Origin of the sequence: Xanthomonas campestris pv. phormiicola, from assembly GCA_025666215.1 — a bacterium.
GTDB classification, from domain to species: Bacteria; Pseudomonadota; Gammaproteobacteria; order Xanthomonadales; family Xanthomonadaceae; genus Xanthomonas_A; species Xanthomonas_A campestris_A.
In genome coordinates this window covers 1,459,644-1,476,081 of the sequence record CP102593.1, presented here as the reverse complement: position 1 = coordinate 1,476,081, position 16,438 = coordinate 1,459,644, and the positions used below count along the sequence as shown (strand labels likewise).

The window sequence follows — 16,438 nt, the reverse complement described above, 5'->3', positions numbered from 1 at the left end:
GGTTTCAACCAAATACCGTTCAGCCGCTTGTGTAAGCGTTTACAAAAAATTAGAACGTGTCCGGGGGCTACCACATTCACGTTGCAGCAAGCCTCCACAGGCGATCGCGCGCAGTGCAGCGATCGTCGGTGCCAGCCAGCCGCCGTATCCGTACAGGTCATTTCGAGATCACCCTTGCCCGCAGGCGCTTGGCGCCAGTGACGGGAACGTGTTGCCCAACATCAGGAGATCGTCCCGCATGTCCCATCCCCTGCAGCGTCCCCATCCTGCCGGCAGCCTGCTGGCGCTCGCACTGTGTCTTGCGCTCAGTCCCTGTGCCCTGGCCCAGTCCACCACCGGCATGCTGTTCGGCTCCGTGCCGGACGCCGGCGCCGTCATCCACATCGAAAGCGCGAGCGGCGTCGCGCGCGACCTGAGCGCCGATGCGGCGGGCCACTACCGTTCCCCCAACCTGCCGATCGGCGACTACGTCGTCACCCTGATGCGCGAGGGCGCGGCGGTGGAGACCCGCAAGGTGCAGGTCCGCGTCGGCACCTCCACCGAGGTCTCCTTCGGCAGCGCCGGCGCGGGCCAGGCCACCACCCTGGACGCAGTCAACGTATCCGCCGCGTCGATCCCGCCGATCGACACCACCGCCACCGATTCGCGCACCGTCATCGACGCCGAACAGCTGCGCAAGCTGCCGCTGGGCCGCACCTCCGAAGACATCGCCAAACTGGCGCCGGGCGTGGTGGCCAACAGCGGCGGCTTCTCCAGCCCCACCGGACGGCAACTGGTGAGCTTCGGCGGCTCCTCGCCCACGGAGAACGCCTACTACATCAACGGCTTCAACACGACCGAACCCCTGCAGGCCTTCGGCGGCCTGACCCTGCCCTATGGGGTGATCGACCAGCAGGAGATGTACACCGGCGGCTACAGCGCCCAGTACGGCCGCTCCGACGGCGGGGTGATCAACGCCATCGGCAAACACGGTACCAACGAATGGCACTACGGCGCCCAGGTGGTGTGGGAACCGGACTTCCTGCGTTCCAAAGGCAGGAGCAGCGACTACGGCAACGGCCAGCCGAGTTCGGCGGTGGCGGGCAGCCTCTACAGCTACAAGGGCGACGACCGCACCGACGGGGTGACCACCTCGCTCTATGCCGGCGGGCCGATCGTCCGCGACACCCTGTTCGTGTTCGCCGGGATGGAACTGGAGCGCAGCAACGGCACCCGGGTGGACAACGTGGAGGCCAACTCCTCGACTTCCTACCTGGACTACAGCTACAGGATGCCGCGTGGCTATGCCAAGGTGAACTGGAACATCACCGACAACCACATCCTGGAACTGACCGGCGTGTCGGACAAGCGCAAGACCAGCGGCACTTACTACGCCTACGACTATGTCGGCAAACAGCGCGGCAGCCTGGTCGGCCCGGCCGACGACACCGAGTCGGGCGGCAGCCTCTGGGTGGCCAAGTACACCGGCTACCTGACCGACGCGCTCACGCTGACCGCCATGTATGGCGAGATGGACACCAAGGACTACATCGACTCCTCCGCCTACGATCCCAGCCTGACCTATCTGGCCGGCCTGCCCTACCAGAACCCGGCCCTCAATGACGGCGCGCCGATCGGCAACAACCAGACCGTCTCGGCCGTGAGCGATCCGGACCGCGGCAACCACAGCAGCAACCTGCGCCTGGACCTGAGCTGGGTGATCGGAGCGCACACGCTGAGCGCCGGCATCGACAATCTGCGCTCGATTGCCCGCAAGCAGGGCGACCGCAGCTCCGGGCCGGGCTATATCTGGCAATACGGCTACACCCCCAGCCCCAGCACCGCGCTGAACAGCGAGCTGGGCGTCGGCGCGCTTGCCGACTATGCCAACGGCGCGAGCGGGTACTACGTGCAGAAGAACAGCTGGAGCGGCATCGTCAGCATCAGTTCCGCGCAGAAGGCGCAGTACCTGGAGGACAAATGGCAGGCGACCCGCAACCTGCTGCTGACCCTGGGCGTGCGCAACGATCAGTTCACCAACTTCAACTCCGACGGCGTGGCCTACATCCGCCAGACCAAGCCGCAATGGGCGCCGCGCCTGGGCGCGGCCTGGGACGTGCATGGCGATGCCAGCCTGAAGGTCTACGCCAATGCAGGGCGCTACTACCTCGGGCTGCCGCTCAATCCCGCCCTGGTGGTCGCCGCCGGGTTGTACAACACCACCCAGTACTTCACCTACAGCGGCATCGCCGCCGACGGCACCCCGACCGGGCTGACCGCGGTGTCCGGCGTGGTGTCGGCGCTGAACCAATACGGGCAGGCGCCGGACCCGAAGACCACCACCGCGCAGGGACTGGAATCGGAGTACCAGGACGAATACATCCTGGGCTTCGAGAAGACCCTGGGAAGCTCCTGGGTGTACGGCGTCAAGGGCACCTTCCGCAACCTGCGCAACGCCATCGACGATTTCTGCTCGATGAGCCAGGTGGTGGCCAAGGCCCAGAGCCTGGGCTACGACATCCAGAACTACAACAGCTGCTACCTGATCAATCCGGGCCGCTCCAACGCCTTCCTGCTGGTGGATGCCACCGGCAACTACGTGCAGGTCCCGATGAGCAACACCGAACTGGGCTTTCCCAGGCTCAAGCGCCGCTACTACGCCCTGGAGAACGTTCTGGAGCATCCGTTCAACGGCAGCTGGTACGGCAAGATCAGCTATACGTTCTCGCGCAGCTACGGCAACACCGAGGGCCAGGTCCGCTCGGACGTGAGCCAGTCCGGCACCTCGACCAGCTATGACTGGGACAACTGGACGATCATGGCCAACGCCAATGGTCCGCAGAACAACGACCACACCCATCAGCTCAAACTGTTCGGCTACTACCAGGTCGCGCCGGCGTGGATGGTGTCGGGCAATGCCAGCCTGGTCTCCGGCACCCCCAAGCACTGCCTGAGCTACTACGGCAGCGATCAGACCGACCCGTTGAGCTACGGCAGCGTCTATCACTTCTGCAACGGCCAGCCCTCGCCTCCCGGCAAGCAGGGTCGCATGCCGTGGGTCAAGCAGTTCGACGTGGGCGTGTCCTACATGCCGGCCTTCGCCGACCACCGGCTCAACATCACCCTGGGCGTGTTCAATCTGTTCAATGCGCAGACACCGCTACAGCGCTATGCGTTCAGCATGATCTCGCCGGATGCGGACGATCCCAGCCCCAACAACCCGCTCTACGACACCGTGATCATCCGCCAGTCGCCACGCTATGCGAGGTTGTCAGTGTCCTACGACTACTGACCGCAGCTGCCGCGTCCCCGGCCCGGCTACCGGGGGTGCAGGCGGCACGGCCATGGACAGCGTCGGCCGTCGCACGGGATGCTGCGCCCCTGCGACGGCAACGCCGGAACCCGAATCAGGCGGCTGCCAGTGCCTGCCGCAGGTCGGCGAGCAGGTCGTCGATGTGCTCGATGCCGACCGACAGCCGCACCGTGTCCTCGCTGACCCCGCTGCGTTCCAGTTCCTGCGCCGACAGCTGGCGGTGCGTGGTCGAGGCCGGATGGGTGGCCAGCGATTTCGCATCGCCGATGTTCACCAGCCGGGTGAACAGCTGCAGCGCGTCGAGGAAGCGCGCCCCGGCGGCGCGGCCGCCGCGCAGGCCGAAGGTGAGCACGCCCGAGCCGTGCCCGCGCAGGTACTTCTGCGCCAGCGCATGCTCCGGATGCCCGGGCAGCCCGGCGTAGTTGACCCACTCCACCTTGGCCTCGCTCTGCAGATGCCGGGCCACCGCCAAGGTGTTCTGGTTGATCCGGTCCATGCGCAGCGGCAGCGTCTCGATGCCCTGCAGGAGTTGGAAGGCGTTGAACGGCGACAGCGCCGCGCCGGTGTTGCGCAACGGCACCACCCGCGCGCGGCCGATGTAGGCGGCCTCGCCCAGCGCCTCGGTATAGACCACGCCGTGGTAGCTGACGTCCGGTTCGTTGAGGCGGCGGAAACGCTGCGCGTGCGCCGCCCACGGGAACTTGCCCGAATCCACGATCGCCCCGCCCAGGCTGGTGCCGTGCCCGCCCAGGTACTTGGTCAGCGAATGCACCACGATGTCGGCGCCGAAGTCGATCGGCCGCAGCAGGTACGGCGTGGGCACCGTGTTGTCGACGATCAGCGGCACGCCGTGCGCGTGCGCGATCGCGGCGACCGCTTCCAGGTCGGTGACGTTGCCGCGCGGATTGCCGATCGACTCGACGAAGATCGCCTTGGTACGTTCGTCGATCAGCCCGGCGAACGCGCCGGGATCGCGGTAGTCGGCGAAGCGGGTTTCGATGCCGGACAGCGGCAGCGTGTGCGCGAACAGGTTGTAGGTGCCGCCGTACAGCGCGCTGGAGGAGACGATGTTGTCGCCGGCCTCGGCGATGGTCTGGATCGCGCAGGTCACCGCGGCCTGCCCGGAGGCCACCGCCAGCGCGCCGATGCCGCCTTCCAGCGCGGCGATGCGCTGCTCCAGCACATCGGTGGTGGGATTCATGATGCGGCTGTAGATGTTGCCCTGCACCTTCAGGTCGAACAGGTCGGCGCCGTGCTGGGTATCGTCGAAGGCGTAGGCCACGGTCTGGTAGATCGGCACCGCCACCGCGCGCGTGGTCGGATCGGGGCGGTAGCCGCCGTGCACGGCGATGGTTTCCAGCTTCCAGTTCGGGTCGGACATGGGCGGGGCTCGGCAAGAGGAGCCGAGACGATAGCGCCATGCCGGGCAGGCGCCACGCACGCCCGGTTATCAGCTCATGCTGGCCGGTTGTCAGCGCACGCCATCGCCGGCACGCCCTGCATGGCGTGCCGGCGGCGCCACGCGCCCGGCCTGGCCAGCCGCGCCTGGCGGACAGGCACCGCCACGGCAACGGGCCGCGGCAGCGCCGTGTCCCTTGCCGCCGGCCGCATCAGGCCTTCACGAACATCAGGTGCCCGCCCTCGGCCTCCACGCGGATGGTGTCGCCGCTGAGGAACTGCCCGGACAGGATCTGCTGCGCCAGCGGGTTCTCCAGCTGCGACTGGATCGCGCGCTTCAGCGGCCGCGCGCCGTACACCGGATCGAAGCCGACGTTGCCGAGCAGTTCCAGCGCGCGGTCGCTGAGTTCGATCTTCAGGCCGCGCTCGGCCAGGCGCTTGTCCAGGCCGCCCAGCTGGATGCGCGCGATCGACTTGATCTGCGCCTTGTCCAGCGGATGGAACACCACGATGTCGTCCAGCCGGTTGACGAATTCCGGGCGGAAGTGCGCCTGCACCACGCCCATCACCGCCGCCTTCATCTGCGTATAGGCCTCGGCCGAGCCGTCGCCGCTCAGTTCCTGGATCTGGTGCGAGCCCAGGTTCGAGGTCATCACGATGACGGTGTTGCGGAAGTCCACGGTGCGGCCCTGGCCGTCGGTGAGGCGGCCGTCGTCGAGCACCTGCAGCAGGATGTTGAACACGTCGCTGTGCGCCTTCTCCACCTCGTCGAGCAGGATCAGCGAATACGGCCGGCGCCGCACCGCCTCGGTCAGGTAGCCGCCTTCCTCGTAGCCGACGTAGCCCGGAGGCGCGCCGATCAGCCGCGCCACCGAGTGCTTCTCCATGAACTCGCTCATGTCGATGCGGATCATCGCCTCGCTGCTGTCGAACAGGAACTCGGCCAGCGCCTTGCACAGTTCGGTCTTGCCGACGCCGGTCGGACCCAGGAACAGGAACGAGCCGCTGGGCCGGTTCGGGTCGGACAGGCCGGCACGCGAGCGCCGCACCGCGTCGGACACCACCTTGATCGCCTCTTCCTGGCCGACCACGCGCCGGTGCAGTTCGTCCTCCATGCGCAGCAGTTTGTCGCGCTCGCCTTCGAGCATGCGGTTGACCGGAATACCGGTCCAGCGCGACACCACCTCGGCGATCTCCTCGGCGGTGACCCGGTCCTGCACCAGCTTGAAATCGTGGTGCTCGGCATCGCCGGCCGCGGCCAGCTGCTTCTCCAGGTTCGGCAGCAGGCCGTACTGGATCTCGCTCATCTTGGCGTAGTCCTGCCGGCGCTGCGCCGCCTCCAGCTCGACCCGCGCCTGCTCGATCTGCTCCTTGATCCGGGTCGCGCCCTGCAAGGTGGCCTTCTCCGAACGCCACACCTCGTCGAGGTCGGAGAACTCGCGCTCGAGCTTGTCGATGTCGCTTTCCAGGTCGGCCAGGCGCTGCCGCGAGGCTTCGTCTTTTTCCTTCTTCAGCATTTCGCGCTGGATCTTGAGCTGGATCAGGCGCCGCTCCAGGCGGTCCAGTTCCTCGGGCTTGGAGTCGATCTCCATGCGGATGCGGCTGGCGGCCTCGTCCATCAGGTCGATGGCCTTGTCCGGCAGCTGGCGGTCGCTGATGTAGCGGTTGGACAGCGTGGCCGCGGCGACGATCGCCGGGTCGGTGATCTCCACGCCGTGGTGCACCGCGTAGCGCTCCTTGAGCCCGCGCAGGATGGCGATGGTGTCCTCCACCGTCGGCTCGCCGACGAACACCTTCTGGAAGCGCCGCTCCAGCGCCGCGTCCTTCTCGATGTACTTGCGGTACTCGTCCAGCGTGGTGGCGCCGATGCAGTGCAGCTCGCCGCGCGCCAGCGCCGGCTTGAGCATGTTGCCCGCATCCATCGCGCCGTCGGCCTTGCCGGCGCCGACCATGGTGTGCAGTTCGTCGATGAACAGGATGACCTGGCCTTCGGTCCTGGACAGGTCGTTGAGCACGCCCTTGAGCCGCTCCTCGAACTCGCCGCGGAACTTGGCGCCGGCGATCAGCGCGCCCATGTCCAGCGACAGCACGCGGCGGCCGCGCAGGCCTTCCGGCACCTCGCCGTTGACGATGCGCTGGGCCAGGCCCTCGACGATGGCGGTCTTGCCGACGCCGGGTTCGCCGATCAGCACCGGGTTGTTCTTGGTGCGCCGCTGCAACACCTGGATGGTGCGGCGGATTTCCTCGTCGCGGCCGATCACCGGATCGAGCTTGCCGCGCTCGGCGCGCGCGGTGAGGTCGATGGTGTACTTCTCCAGCGCCTGGCGCTGGTCCTCGGCGTTCTCCGACTGCACGGTCTCGCCGCCGCGCAGCTTGTCGATGGCCGCTTCGAGCTTCTTCTTGTCGGCGCCGGCGGCGCGCAGCGCCAGGCCCAGCGCGCCGGCATCGTCGGCCGCGGCCAGCACGAACCACTCGCTGGCGATGAACTGGTCGTTGTGCTGCTGCGCCAGCTTGTCGGTCTGGTTGAGCAGCCGGCTCAGGTCGTTGCCGATCGACAGGTTGCCGGGCTGGCCGCTGACCTTGGGCAGCTTGTCCAGCGCCTCGCCCAGCCGCTCGCGCAGCACCGGCACGTTGACCCCGGCCTGCGCCAGCAGCGGCCGGGTGCTGCCGCCGGACTGGTCGAGCAGCGCGGTGAACACGTGCACCGGCTCGACGATGGTGTGGTCGCGGCCCACGGCCAGCGACTGGGCGTCGGCCAGCGCCTGCTGGAAACGCGAGGTGAGCTTGTCCATCCGCATCGGGAAGTTCCTCTGAAAGGGGGGCCGGCCGCGCCGGCATGCTAGTCAGATGCGGTTGTTGCGGCATGTTTCAAGGCCGCGGGGCGGCCCGCATACGTCCGCGCGGCGTGGCGGACCACCTGGCGAGGGGCGCTGCGACGGCCGCGATGCGCGCCCGGCCGCTGCAGGGGGCGGCCGTCCGGCGCAGCGCCCTCGCCACCCAAACGGTTCCTGCGCCAGTCGCAGCATGGTCACACGCCGCTACCCGTGCAGCGCCTACCCTCGCGCTTCCGAACATTCCGCACAGGAGCCGCAATGCACTACGAACTCTACTACTGGACCGGCATCCAGGGCCGCGGCGAGTTCGTGCGACTGGCGTTGGAAGACGCTGGCGCGGCCTACCGCGACGTCGCCCGCGAGGAAGGCGATGCGGCACTGCAGCCGTTCCTCGACGGCGCGCAACCGGGCATGCGCCCGTTCGCGCCGCCGTTCCTGAAAGCCGGACGGCTGGTGATCGCGCAGGTCGCCAACATCCTGCACTACCTGGGGCCGTCGCTGGGGCTGGTGCCGGACAGCGAATCGCGGCGCATGCAGGCGCTGCAATTGCAGCTGACCATCGCCGACCTGGTGACCGAGATCCACGACAGCCACCATCCCATCGGCAGCGCGCTGTACTACGAAGACCAGAAGCCGGAGGCGCGACGCCGCGCCGAGGACCTGCGCACGCAGCGGCTGCCCAGGTTCCTGGGCTATTTCGAACAGGTCATCCGCCAGGGCGGCGGGCGCCACGCATTGCGCGAGCACTCCTACGTGGACCTGTCGCTGTTCCAGCTGATGAGCGGACTGGACTACGCGTTTCCCACCGCGATGAAGAAACTCTCGCCGAAACTGCCGCAACTGCGTGCCCTGCAGCAACGCGTGTCCGAACGTCCCGGCGTGGCCGCCTACCTGGCCTCGGCACGGCGCCTGCCGTTCAACGGCAACGGCATCTTCCGCCACTACCCGGAGTTGGATGGCTGATGCGTGGCGGCACGCCGTCTGTGTAGCGAATCGAGAGGTCCGCTATCGAGCCGAGGCTTCAGCGTGAAGTCTCCTGTGGGAGCGACTTCAGTCGCGACAGGCGTTACCGCTGAAGCCCGTCGCGACTGAAGTCGCTCCCACATCGTGCTTCACAGCTTTGCGCAGGAGATGCCGCAACCACAGCATCGAAACAGACAGGGCGTCTGGCACCGATCGTCCGCCTGAATGGCAGAGCCGACCGTCCTCCACACGCCGACCGACGATCTCGCAACGCCCGCCAGCCGCCGTCAGGTCTTGATCAACGCCGCACGGATCGCCTGCAATTGCGTGCGCACCGCCTCGGCCTGCGCCGGCCCCAGGCGCAGCAGCGCCTTCTGTCCGACCGACAGCGACTCCAGCGCCGGATCGACGAAGCGGTACTTGCCGGTGCGCGCATCGGCGGTCACCGCCGGCGGCGCCGCCGCTACCGGCGCCTGGTGCAGGTGGTCGATCACCTGCACCAGGCGGTCGTTGAAATAGCCCTTGGGATAGCCCAGTTCCACGTACGCCTGCTGGAACAAGGGATAGAAGCGCCGGTACGCGGCCACCATGGCGCCGGCATCGGCCTGGGTGAAGGCCTGCACGTACGGGGCGTAGCGCTGCGCGTTGGCCGCGTCGATCACGCTGGCGCCGGCCGCATCGGTGGCGACCTGCAGTTGCCCCGGCACCGGCTTCAGGACCAGGGTGCGCGCAGCGACGCGGCGCTGCGGCAGGTTGTCGATCATCGTCACCGCGCGCTGGATCAGATGGTCGCGGATCAACAGCGCCAGCGGCGCCTCGCTGCCGGCCAGCGTCGCCAGTTCGGCCCACGCCGCCGCGTCGCTGTCGGCCAGCGCCGGGATCGCTGCATCGGCCGCGGCGGCAGGGTCGATCGGGTGCTGGATCGGCGCCGGCGCGGCGGCCGCTGCCGCCGCGGGCGCAGGCGGCGCCGCGCCGGAAGCGGGTGCCGGCGCCACCGTGGCAGGTGCAGGCCCGGCACTGCGCAGCAACGCGCTCAGGTTGTCGCGGAACAGCCACGACGCGGCAGCGGCCACCAGCACAGCGACCAGGATCCAGGGCCAGAACGAATGACGCGGCTGCATGGTGTCCGGTTCTCCGTTGAACAGTGGCAGGTGTGACCACCGCACCCGTCGCCGGTTCCAATGCGGGACGGCCGGCGTTCAGCCTGCACACGCGGCGGCCACGCCGCGCGCCGAGCCAGCGACGCTAGCCTTCGGGTCCCTTGCCGAAAGCGATCCGCGCCTCGACCCACTCCGCGACCAGGGCCGCGGCGACCTGCCCGGCCTGCGCCGGCGGCAGGGACGCATGTTCGACCATCCAACGCGCGCTGACCTCGCGCGCCGGCTGCAGGGCGGCCAATGCCGCCTTGCGATCGGCCTGCGGCCACAGGCTCGCGTCGTGCCACGCCGCGATGGCGGCGGCCGGATCGCCGGGCGGCTCGGCGCCCTGGGGCTGCTTCAACAGCAACAGCGGCGACACCGTCGCCTGCAACGACAGCACCCGCCACGCGGCGAAATCGGCATAGCGCATGGTGCCGGCATCGTCGGACACGCGATCCACCAGGCTGCGGAACGCCTGCTGCAATTGCGTCCATGCGGGTTGATCGAACAGGCCGGGCAACGGCCGGCAAATCGGCGCGGAAAGATCGCGACTGGAACCGTACAGCGGCCCCATGGCGTCGTAGGCCGCCTGGCCCTGCTGCGCGAACACGAAACAATGCACGTAGGGACGCGGATTGGGCTGCGTGGCGGCATCCAGGGTGTAGCCGCTGCGTTCGATCCACAGCCGCAGCAGGGTCAGATCGCGCGCTTCCCCGGCCTGTCGGCTGGCCGGCTCGGCCGTATCGAGCAGCCCGCCCGCCACCCCGTCCTGCTGGCGCAGCGCGGCGCTCGCAGACGCAAAGCGGGCACGCGCTTCGGCCGCGCCGACCCCGGCCGCCGGCACGAAACGATGCAGGTACACCAGCCAGGCCGAGGCCAGGCCGCCATCGTAAGCGCGCAGGTGCGTTGCCGCCGCGGCCGGCGCGGCGGGAATGCCGGCGACGATGCGATCGAAGCGCGCCGCCTGCGGCGCGAACTGGCTGTCCAGCGCGCGCACCCGCGTCTCGATCCGCTGCTTCAGGCAGGCGCCCGGATCGGGCTGGGACAGGCAGTCATCGCGTTGCGCCAGCCAGGCCTGCTGCGCGCTGCGCACGCCTTGCCGTTGCGCCGCCGGCACCACCGCCAGCAGCGCCGCATAGCGCCGGGCCAGCCATTCGTCCGCGGCGTCCAGTCGCGGGTCGGTGCACAACAGCCGCTCGACCGCGCTGGACGCCTTGGCGCAGTCGAACGACACCGCCGCGGCCGTGGGCATCCACGCCAGCGCCAGCGCCAGCGCAAACACGCTCGCGCAAAAGCCCCTTCTCTTGTCCATGCCGCTCTCCGATCGCGCGCCGGCGCGATGCCGGCGCCGATTGTCGCGCAGTCAGTCCACCAGCACCGCGCGTGGCTTCTGCAGCGACAGCAGGCCGAGCAGCGCGGCCAGGGCCAGGTAGCCGCCGGCGAACTGCCAGGCGATCAGCTTGGGCAGCCCGCTCAGCGTCCACGGCAGGTAGATGCCGCCGCGCGGATCCACCGAATGGATCAGCCCGAACAGGGTCAGCGCGGCCGCCACCAGCAGGAACACCGCGGCGCGGCGCAGGCGCCCATCGACCATCGCCGCCACCGCCGCGGTCCACAGCATCGCGGTGATGATGAAGCCGTTGCCCAGGGTGAAGATCACCGCCAGCTCCGGCAACCCGTGGCCGTCCAGCGTGGTGGTCAGCGCGGCCAGCTTGTCCGCCGGGATCCAGCCCGGCGCCTTGATCGCCAGCAGGTAGGCCACCGACGGCAGGAAGCCCAGCACCATCGCCCCGGCATGGCGCTTGGGCGTGGCCTGGAACGCCTGGGTGGTGATGTCGATGGCCACGTACACGATGATCGGCGCCAGCACCGCCAGCGGCAGCCATTGCACCAGCCCGGCGACCAGCCCGAGCATGCCGCCCAGGCCGATGAACAACCCGGTCAGCAGCGTGTAGCCGCTGCGCGCGCCCATGTGCTTGTAGGCCGGCTGGCCGATGTAGGGCGTGGTCTGGGCGACGCCGCCGCAGATGCCGGCGACCAGGGTCGAGCAGGCCTCGACCAGCAGGATGTCGCGGGTGCGGTAGTCGTCGCCGGCGGCGCGCGCGCTCTCGCTGACGTTGATGCCGCCCACCACCATCAGCAGGCCGAACGGCAGCAGCAGCGGCAGCAGCGGCACGGTGTCGGCCAGGCCGGCGACGAAGCCCAGGCTCGGCCACGGCAGCACCAGGTGCGGTGCCACCCACTGCGGCGCCTGGTAGCCGGGAATGCCGAACCCGGCCGCGTTCGACCAGTAGTACAGGCCGGTGCCCAGCAGCAGCGCCAGCGGCCCCCCCGGCAGGCCGTACGGCAGCCGGCCCTTGGCGATCAGCACGTACAGCAGCAGGCCCAGCACCACCAGCCCGACCAGCGGCGCGCGCAGCGTTTCCAGCAGCGGCAGGAAGCCCATCAGCACCAGCGCGATGCCGGCGATCGAGCCGAGCAGCGCGGCCCGCGGCAACGCGCGGGTCACCGCATCGCCGAAGAACGACAGCACGGTCTTCAGCAGGCCCATCACCACCAGCGCGGCCATGCCCAGGTGCCAGGTGGCGAGCGCCGCAGCCTGCGGGTCCAGGCCCTGCTGCTTGTAGCGCACGAAGGCCGGGCCGAGCACCAGCAGGGCCATGCCGATGCTGGTCGGCGCGTCCAGGCCCAGCGGCATCGCGGTGACGTCGCTGCGCCCGCTGCGCGCGGCCAGCCGGCGCGCCATCCAGGTGTACAGCAGGTTGCCGATCAGCACGCCGAACGCGGTGCCGGGAATCATCCGCGTATAGATCACCTCGGCCGGGAACTGGAACAGGCCGACCAGGGCCAGGGTGATGAAGCCGAGGATCGACAGGTTGTCGACCACCAGGCCGAAGAACCCGTTGAGGTCGCCGGCGACGAACCAGCGCGGGCGCGACGAAACAGGAACGGTGCTGGGCATGCGGGCGGTGGCTAGGTGAGGGATCGATGGATGGTAATGGAAGCGGCGCTTGCGGATTGGCGCGCGACCAGGGATGCAGCATCCCGGCCGGCGCCTCTGCGCCGCGGCTACAGATCCAGATGCAGGAACTGGTTGAACGCGCTCGGCACGTAATCGGCGAACGCCGGCCCGTTGCGGAAACCGCGTCGCCGGTACAGGCCCAGCGCCGCGTCGAAGGCCGCGCCGCTGCCGGTCTCCAGGCTCAGCCGCTGCAGGCCGGCGGCGCGTGCGGCGGCGACGATGTGCTCGAGCAGCGCCGCGGCCGCGCCCTGGCGCAGGAAGTCCGGATGGGTGCGCATCGACTTCAGTTCGCCGCCGCCATCGTCGAGCACGCGCAGCGCACCGACCGCGGCCAGCGCGTCGCCGCGCCAGACACTCCACACGGTCACGTCGGCGCGCTGCAGCCCTGACAGGTCCAGCGCATACACGCTGCCCGGCGGCGACTGCGCATGCATCTGCTGTAGGTGGTACGCCAGCAACGCACGCACCGCCTCGCCGGACAGGTCGTCCCGACGAATCGCGAACGCCGCCGCTCCTGCCTTTCCGGGTCCCGAGTCCCCGGTCCCGAGTCCCGGCGTCAAAACGACACCTCCACCGGCTGCCGCGACCACAGCACCGACTGGTGCCCGGTGGCCTGCTTCCACGCCAGCCGGATCGCCTCGATGTCGGCGCGGCGCTGCGGGGTGTCCTCGTGCAGGATCACCAGCACCTTGGTGTTGAGCCGGTTCGGCTCCTTGGCGCCGCGGAACAGCCACTGCCCGTAGGCGTCGAACACGGTCAGGCCGTCGGGGAAGCGCGGCGTGACCTGCTTGTCCAGGAACGCGCGCCATTGCGCCTCGCTGATCGGCTCGGCCTGCGGGCGATCGGCCGGGCCGCTCTCCTCGCCGACGCCGAAGTACAGCTCGCTGCGCACCCAGCCGCTGGCCTGCGCCGGCCGCGCGGCATCGCCCTGCATGGCGGCGCCGACGGTGGCCGGCGCGGTGGAAGCGGACGGCGCGACGCTGGCGCAGGCGGTCAGGGCCAGGAACACGGCAAGCAAGGGGGCACGCAGCAACATCGGCAGGTCTCGGAAGCGGAACGGGAGGACGGAATGGTAGGCGAGCGCGGCAGCGCGCGCCCGATAACCGCAGGGAATCAGCTCATGCCGAACGCGGCGGACAGGGCGGCTCGCGGCCGCGTTAACGATAAGATAATATATCGCTTCATCCGGATGGATGTACCCGAAATTCATTCCGCCTGCGCGGCACGGACCACCGCCGCAGCCGGGTTTTGCGTCACTGCAGGAGAGAGCCCCCATGTCGTACCCGTTCGCCCGGCCGCTGAGCCTGGCCATCGCCCTGGCCCTGTCGGCCCCCGCCCTGGCCCAGCAGGCCGATCCCGGCACCGCGACCAACCTGGACACGGTGATCGTCACCGGTACCCGCGCCAGCGGCCGCACCGTGCTCGAGTCCACCGCGCCGGTGGACGTGCTCAGCGCCGAGGACATCCGCAAGGCCGGCGTGGTCAACGGCGAACTGGGCAGCGCGCTGCAGGCGCTGCTGCCGTCGTTCAATTTCCCGCGCCAGTCCAACTCCGGCGGCGCCGACCACATCCGCGCCGCGCAGCTGCGCGGGCTCTCGCCCGACCAGGTGCTGGTGCTGGTCAACGGCAAGCGCCGCCACACCTCGGCGCTGGTCAACACCGACAGCAAGATCGGCAAGGGCACCACCCCGGTGGACTTCAATTCGATCCCGATCAGCGCGATCAAGCGCATCGAAGTGCTGCGCGACGGCGCCGGCGCGCAGTACGGCTCGGACGCGGTGGCCGGGGTGATCAACGTGATCCTCGACGACGATCCGGACAGCGGCGCGCTGGAAGCCAGCTTCGGCGCCAACCACACCGACGTGAAGCCGATCGACCGCACCGTCACCGACGGCCAGACCAGCTACGCCAGCGCCAAGGTCGGTACCCGCCTGGGCGAGGACGGCGGCTTCTTCAAGGTCGGCCTGGAACTGAAGAACCGCGAGGGCACCAACCGCGCCGGCTACGACCAGATCCCGCCGTTCGAGGCGCAGACCCCGGCCAATCTGGCCCTGGCCGGCAAGCGCAACTACGTGCTCGGCGACGGCGCCAGCAAGGACCTCAACGCCTGGATCAACGGCAAGCTGCCGTTCGGCCAGAGCAGCGAGTTCTATTTCTTCGGCACCTACAACCAGCGCGACACGCAGGGCGCCAACTACTTCCGCTATCCGGACAGCGACGCCAACTGGACCCAGGTCTACCCGAACGGCTACCGCCCGGTGTCGCTGGGCGAGAACCGCGACATCCAGAGCGTGGCCGGCGCGCGTGGGCAATGGGGCGAGTGGGCCTACGACGCCAGTGTCGACTACGGCCGCAACGACTTCACCTACCGGCTGAAGAACTCGCTCAACGCCTCGCTCGGCCCGGGCAGCCCGACCCGCTTCAAGACCGGCGACTACGCCTTCGAGCAGAGCGTGGCCAACCTGGACCTGAGCCGCAGCTTCGACGCCGCCGGCGCCACCCACACCGTCGGCAGCGGCGTGGAGTTCCGCCGCGAGCACTACCGCACCCGTCCCGGCGATCCGGCCAGCTATGCCGCCGGCGCCTATACCGACCGTCCTACCGGCGCCCAGGCCGGCGGCGGGCTGACCCCGCAGGACGCGGCCGACCTGTCGCGCAACGTTGCCAGCGCCTACGCCAGCGTGTCCAGCCAGTTCGGCGACAAGTTCTCCACCGACCTGGCCGCGCGCTACGAGCACTACCAGGATTTCGGCGGCGAACTGACCGGCAAGCTGGCCGCGCGCTACGAGTTCGTGCCGGCGTTCGCGCTGCGCGGCGCGATCTCCAACAATTTCCACGCACCGTCGCTGAGCCAGATCGGTTACGAAGCCACCTCCACCGGCTACGACGCGGCCGGCCAGCTGCTGCAGGGCCGGTTGCTGTCGGTCAACAATCCGATCGCGCAGGCGCTTGGCGCGAAAGACCTGAAGCCGGAGAAGTCGGTCAACTACAGCTTCGGCTTCACCAGCCGCATCGGTTCGCACTTCGACCTGTCGCTGGACCTGTTCCAGATCGACATCGACGACCGCATCGCGCTGTCCGAAGACATCAGCGGCGATGCATTGACCGCGTTCGTGGCGCAGAACTTCGGCGTCACCGGCCTGCAGAGCGCCAGCTTCTTCGTCAACGCCGCCGACACCCGCACCCGCGGCGCGGAACTGGTCAGCAACTGGCGGCAGGCGCTGGGCGACGGTCAGCTGCAGTTGACCGGCACCTGGAGCTACGCCAAGACCGAGCTGAAGAACCTGGTCGCCACGCCGGCGCAGCTGCTGGCGCTGAACCCGGACTACGTGCTGTTCGGCGTGGAGGAGAGCAACACCCTGACCGACGCCGCGCCGCGCACCCGCGCCCAGTTCGCGGCGAACTGGAGCAACGACCGCTGGGCGCTGCAGACCCGCCTCAGCCGCTACGGCAGCGCCACCCGCGTGTTCGACTTCGGCGACGGCTACGTGCCGCGGCAGACCTACGGCGCCGAGTGGCAGCTCGACGCCGAGGTCGAGTACCGCATCACCCCGCAGTGGAGCGTGGCGCTGGGCGGGCAGAACCTCACCGACAACTACTCCGACCGCTCCAACACCGACATCTACTACTTCGGCAACCTACCCTACGACGTGCTGTCGCCGATCGGCAGCAATGGCGCTTACTACTACGGGCGCGTGCGGTTTACCTTCTGACGAAGGTGGGGAATGGGGAAACGGGAATAGGGAATGGGTAAAAGCAAGAGCCGCGCGTCGGCTCCCGCTTTTGCTAT

General features: G+C 69.1%; 10 protein-coding genes. 3 read left to right on the top strand and 7 right to left on the bottom strand.

The features are described from left to right. Positions 1-238: 238 nt before the first annotated feature. Positions 239-3,271 carry a TonB-dependent receptor gene (locus tag NRY95_06070; protein ID UYC17523.1) on the top strand — a complete coding sequence of 1,011 codons (3,033 nt, stop codon included), beginning with the start codon at positions 239-241 and terminating at the stop codon, positions 3,269-3,271. 115 nt (positions 3,272-3,386) lie between these two features. Here the strand turns inward: NRY95_06070 and NRY95_06065 are convergent, their stop codons facing one another. Continuing rightward, on the bottom strand, positions 3,387-4,673 hold the full coding sequence (locus NRY95_06065) for an O-acetylhomoserine aminocarboxypropyltransferase/cysteine synthase (GenBank protein UYC17522.1): 1,287 nt from the start codon (positions 4,671-4,673) through the stop codon (positions 3,387-3,389). A 229-nt stretch (positions 4,674-4,902) separates the two neighbouring features. Then, on the bottom strand, positions 4,903-7,488 hold the full coding sequence (gene clpB, locus NRY95_06060) for an ATP-dependent chaperone ClpB (GenBank protein UYC17521.1): 2,586 nt from the start codon (positions 7,486-7,488) through the stop codon (positions 4,903-4,905). A 294-nt stretch (positions 7,489-7,782) separates the two neighbouring features. On the opposite strand from clpB, the gene NRY95_06055 reads away from it, so the two are divergent. Further along, a complete protein-coding gene (locus NRY95_06055) occupies positions 7,783-8,487 on the top strand; it encodes a glutathione S-transferase (GenBank protein ID UYC17520.1) in 705 nt (234 codons plus the stop codon). Positions 8,488-8,774: 287 nt separating this feature from the next. Here NRY95_06055 and NRY95_06050 read toward each other — a convergent pair whose 3' ends face one another. The 5 genes from NRY95_06050 to NRY95_06030 form a co-directional block, all read right to left on the bottom strand. Next, positions 8,775-9,608: a DUF3014 domain-containing protein gene (locus NRY95_06050; protein UYC17519.1), complete on the bottom strand. Its 834-nt coding sequence runs from the start codon at positions 9,606-9,608 to the stop codon at positions 8,775-8,777. A 124-nt stretch (positions 9,609-9,732) separates the two neighbouring features. Next, positions 9,733-10,938 (bottom strand): lysozyme inhibitor LprI family protein, encoded by a 1,206-nt coding sequence (locus NRY95_06045; protein ID UYC17518.1) that lies wholly within the window; start codon positions 10,936-10,938, stop codon positions 9,733-9,735. Positions 10,939-10,989: 51 nt separating this feature from the next. Further along, the gene (locus tag NRY95_06040) at positions 10,990-12,588 is read right to left on the bottom strand and encodes a hypothetical protein (GenBank protein UYC17517.1); all 1,599 of its coding nucleotides are present in this window, start codon (positions 12,586-12,588) and stop codon (positions 10,990-10,992) included. A 107-nt stretch (positions 12,589-12,695) separates the two neighbouring features. Next, entirely contained in the window at positions 12,696-13,115 is a 420-nt protein-coding gene (locus NRY95_06035; protein UYC17516.1) for a GNAT family N-acetyltransferase, read from the bottom strand. Positions 13,116-13,204: 89 nt separating this feature from the next. Then, positions 13,205-13,684 (bottom strand): DUF3574 domain-containing protein, encoded by a 480-nt coding sequence (locus NRY95_06030; GenBank protein UYC17515.1) that lies wholly within the window; start codon positions 13,682-13,684, stop codon positions 13,205-13,207. A gap of 238 nt (positions 13,685-13,922) precedes the next feature. Between NRY95_06030 and NRY95_06025 the strand changes: the two genes are divergently transcribed. Next, the gene (locus NRY95_06025; protein UYC17514.1) at positions 13,923-16,361 is read left to right on the top strand and encodes a TonB-dependent receptor; all 2,439 of its coding nucleotides are present in this window, start codon (positions 13,923-13,925) and stop codon (positions 16,359-16,361) included. Positions 16,362-16,438: the final 77 nt, after the last annotated feature.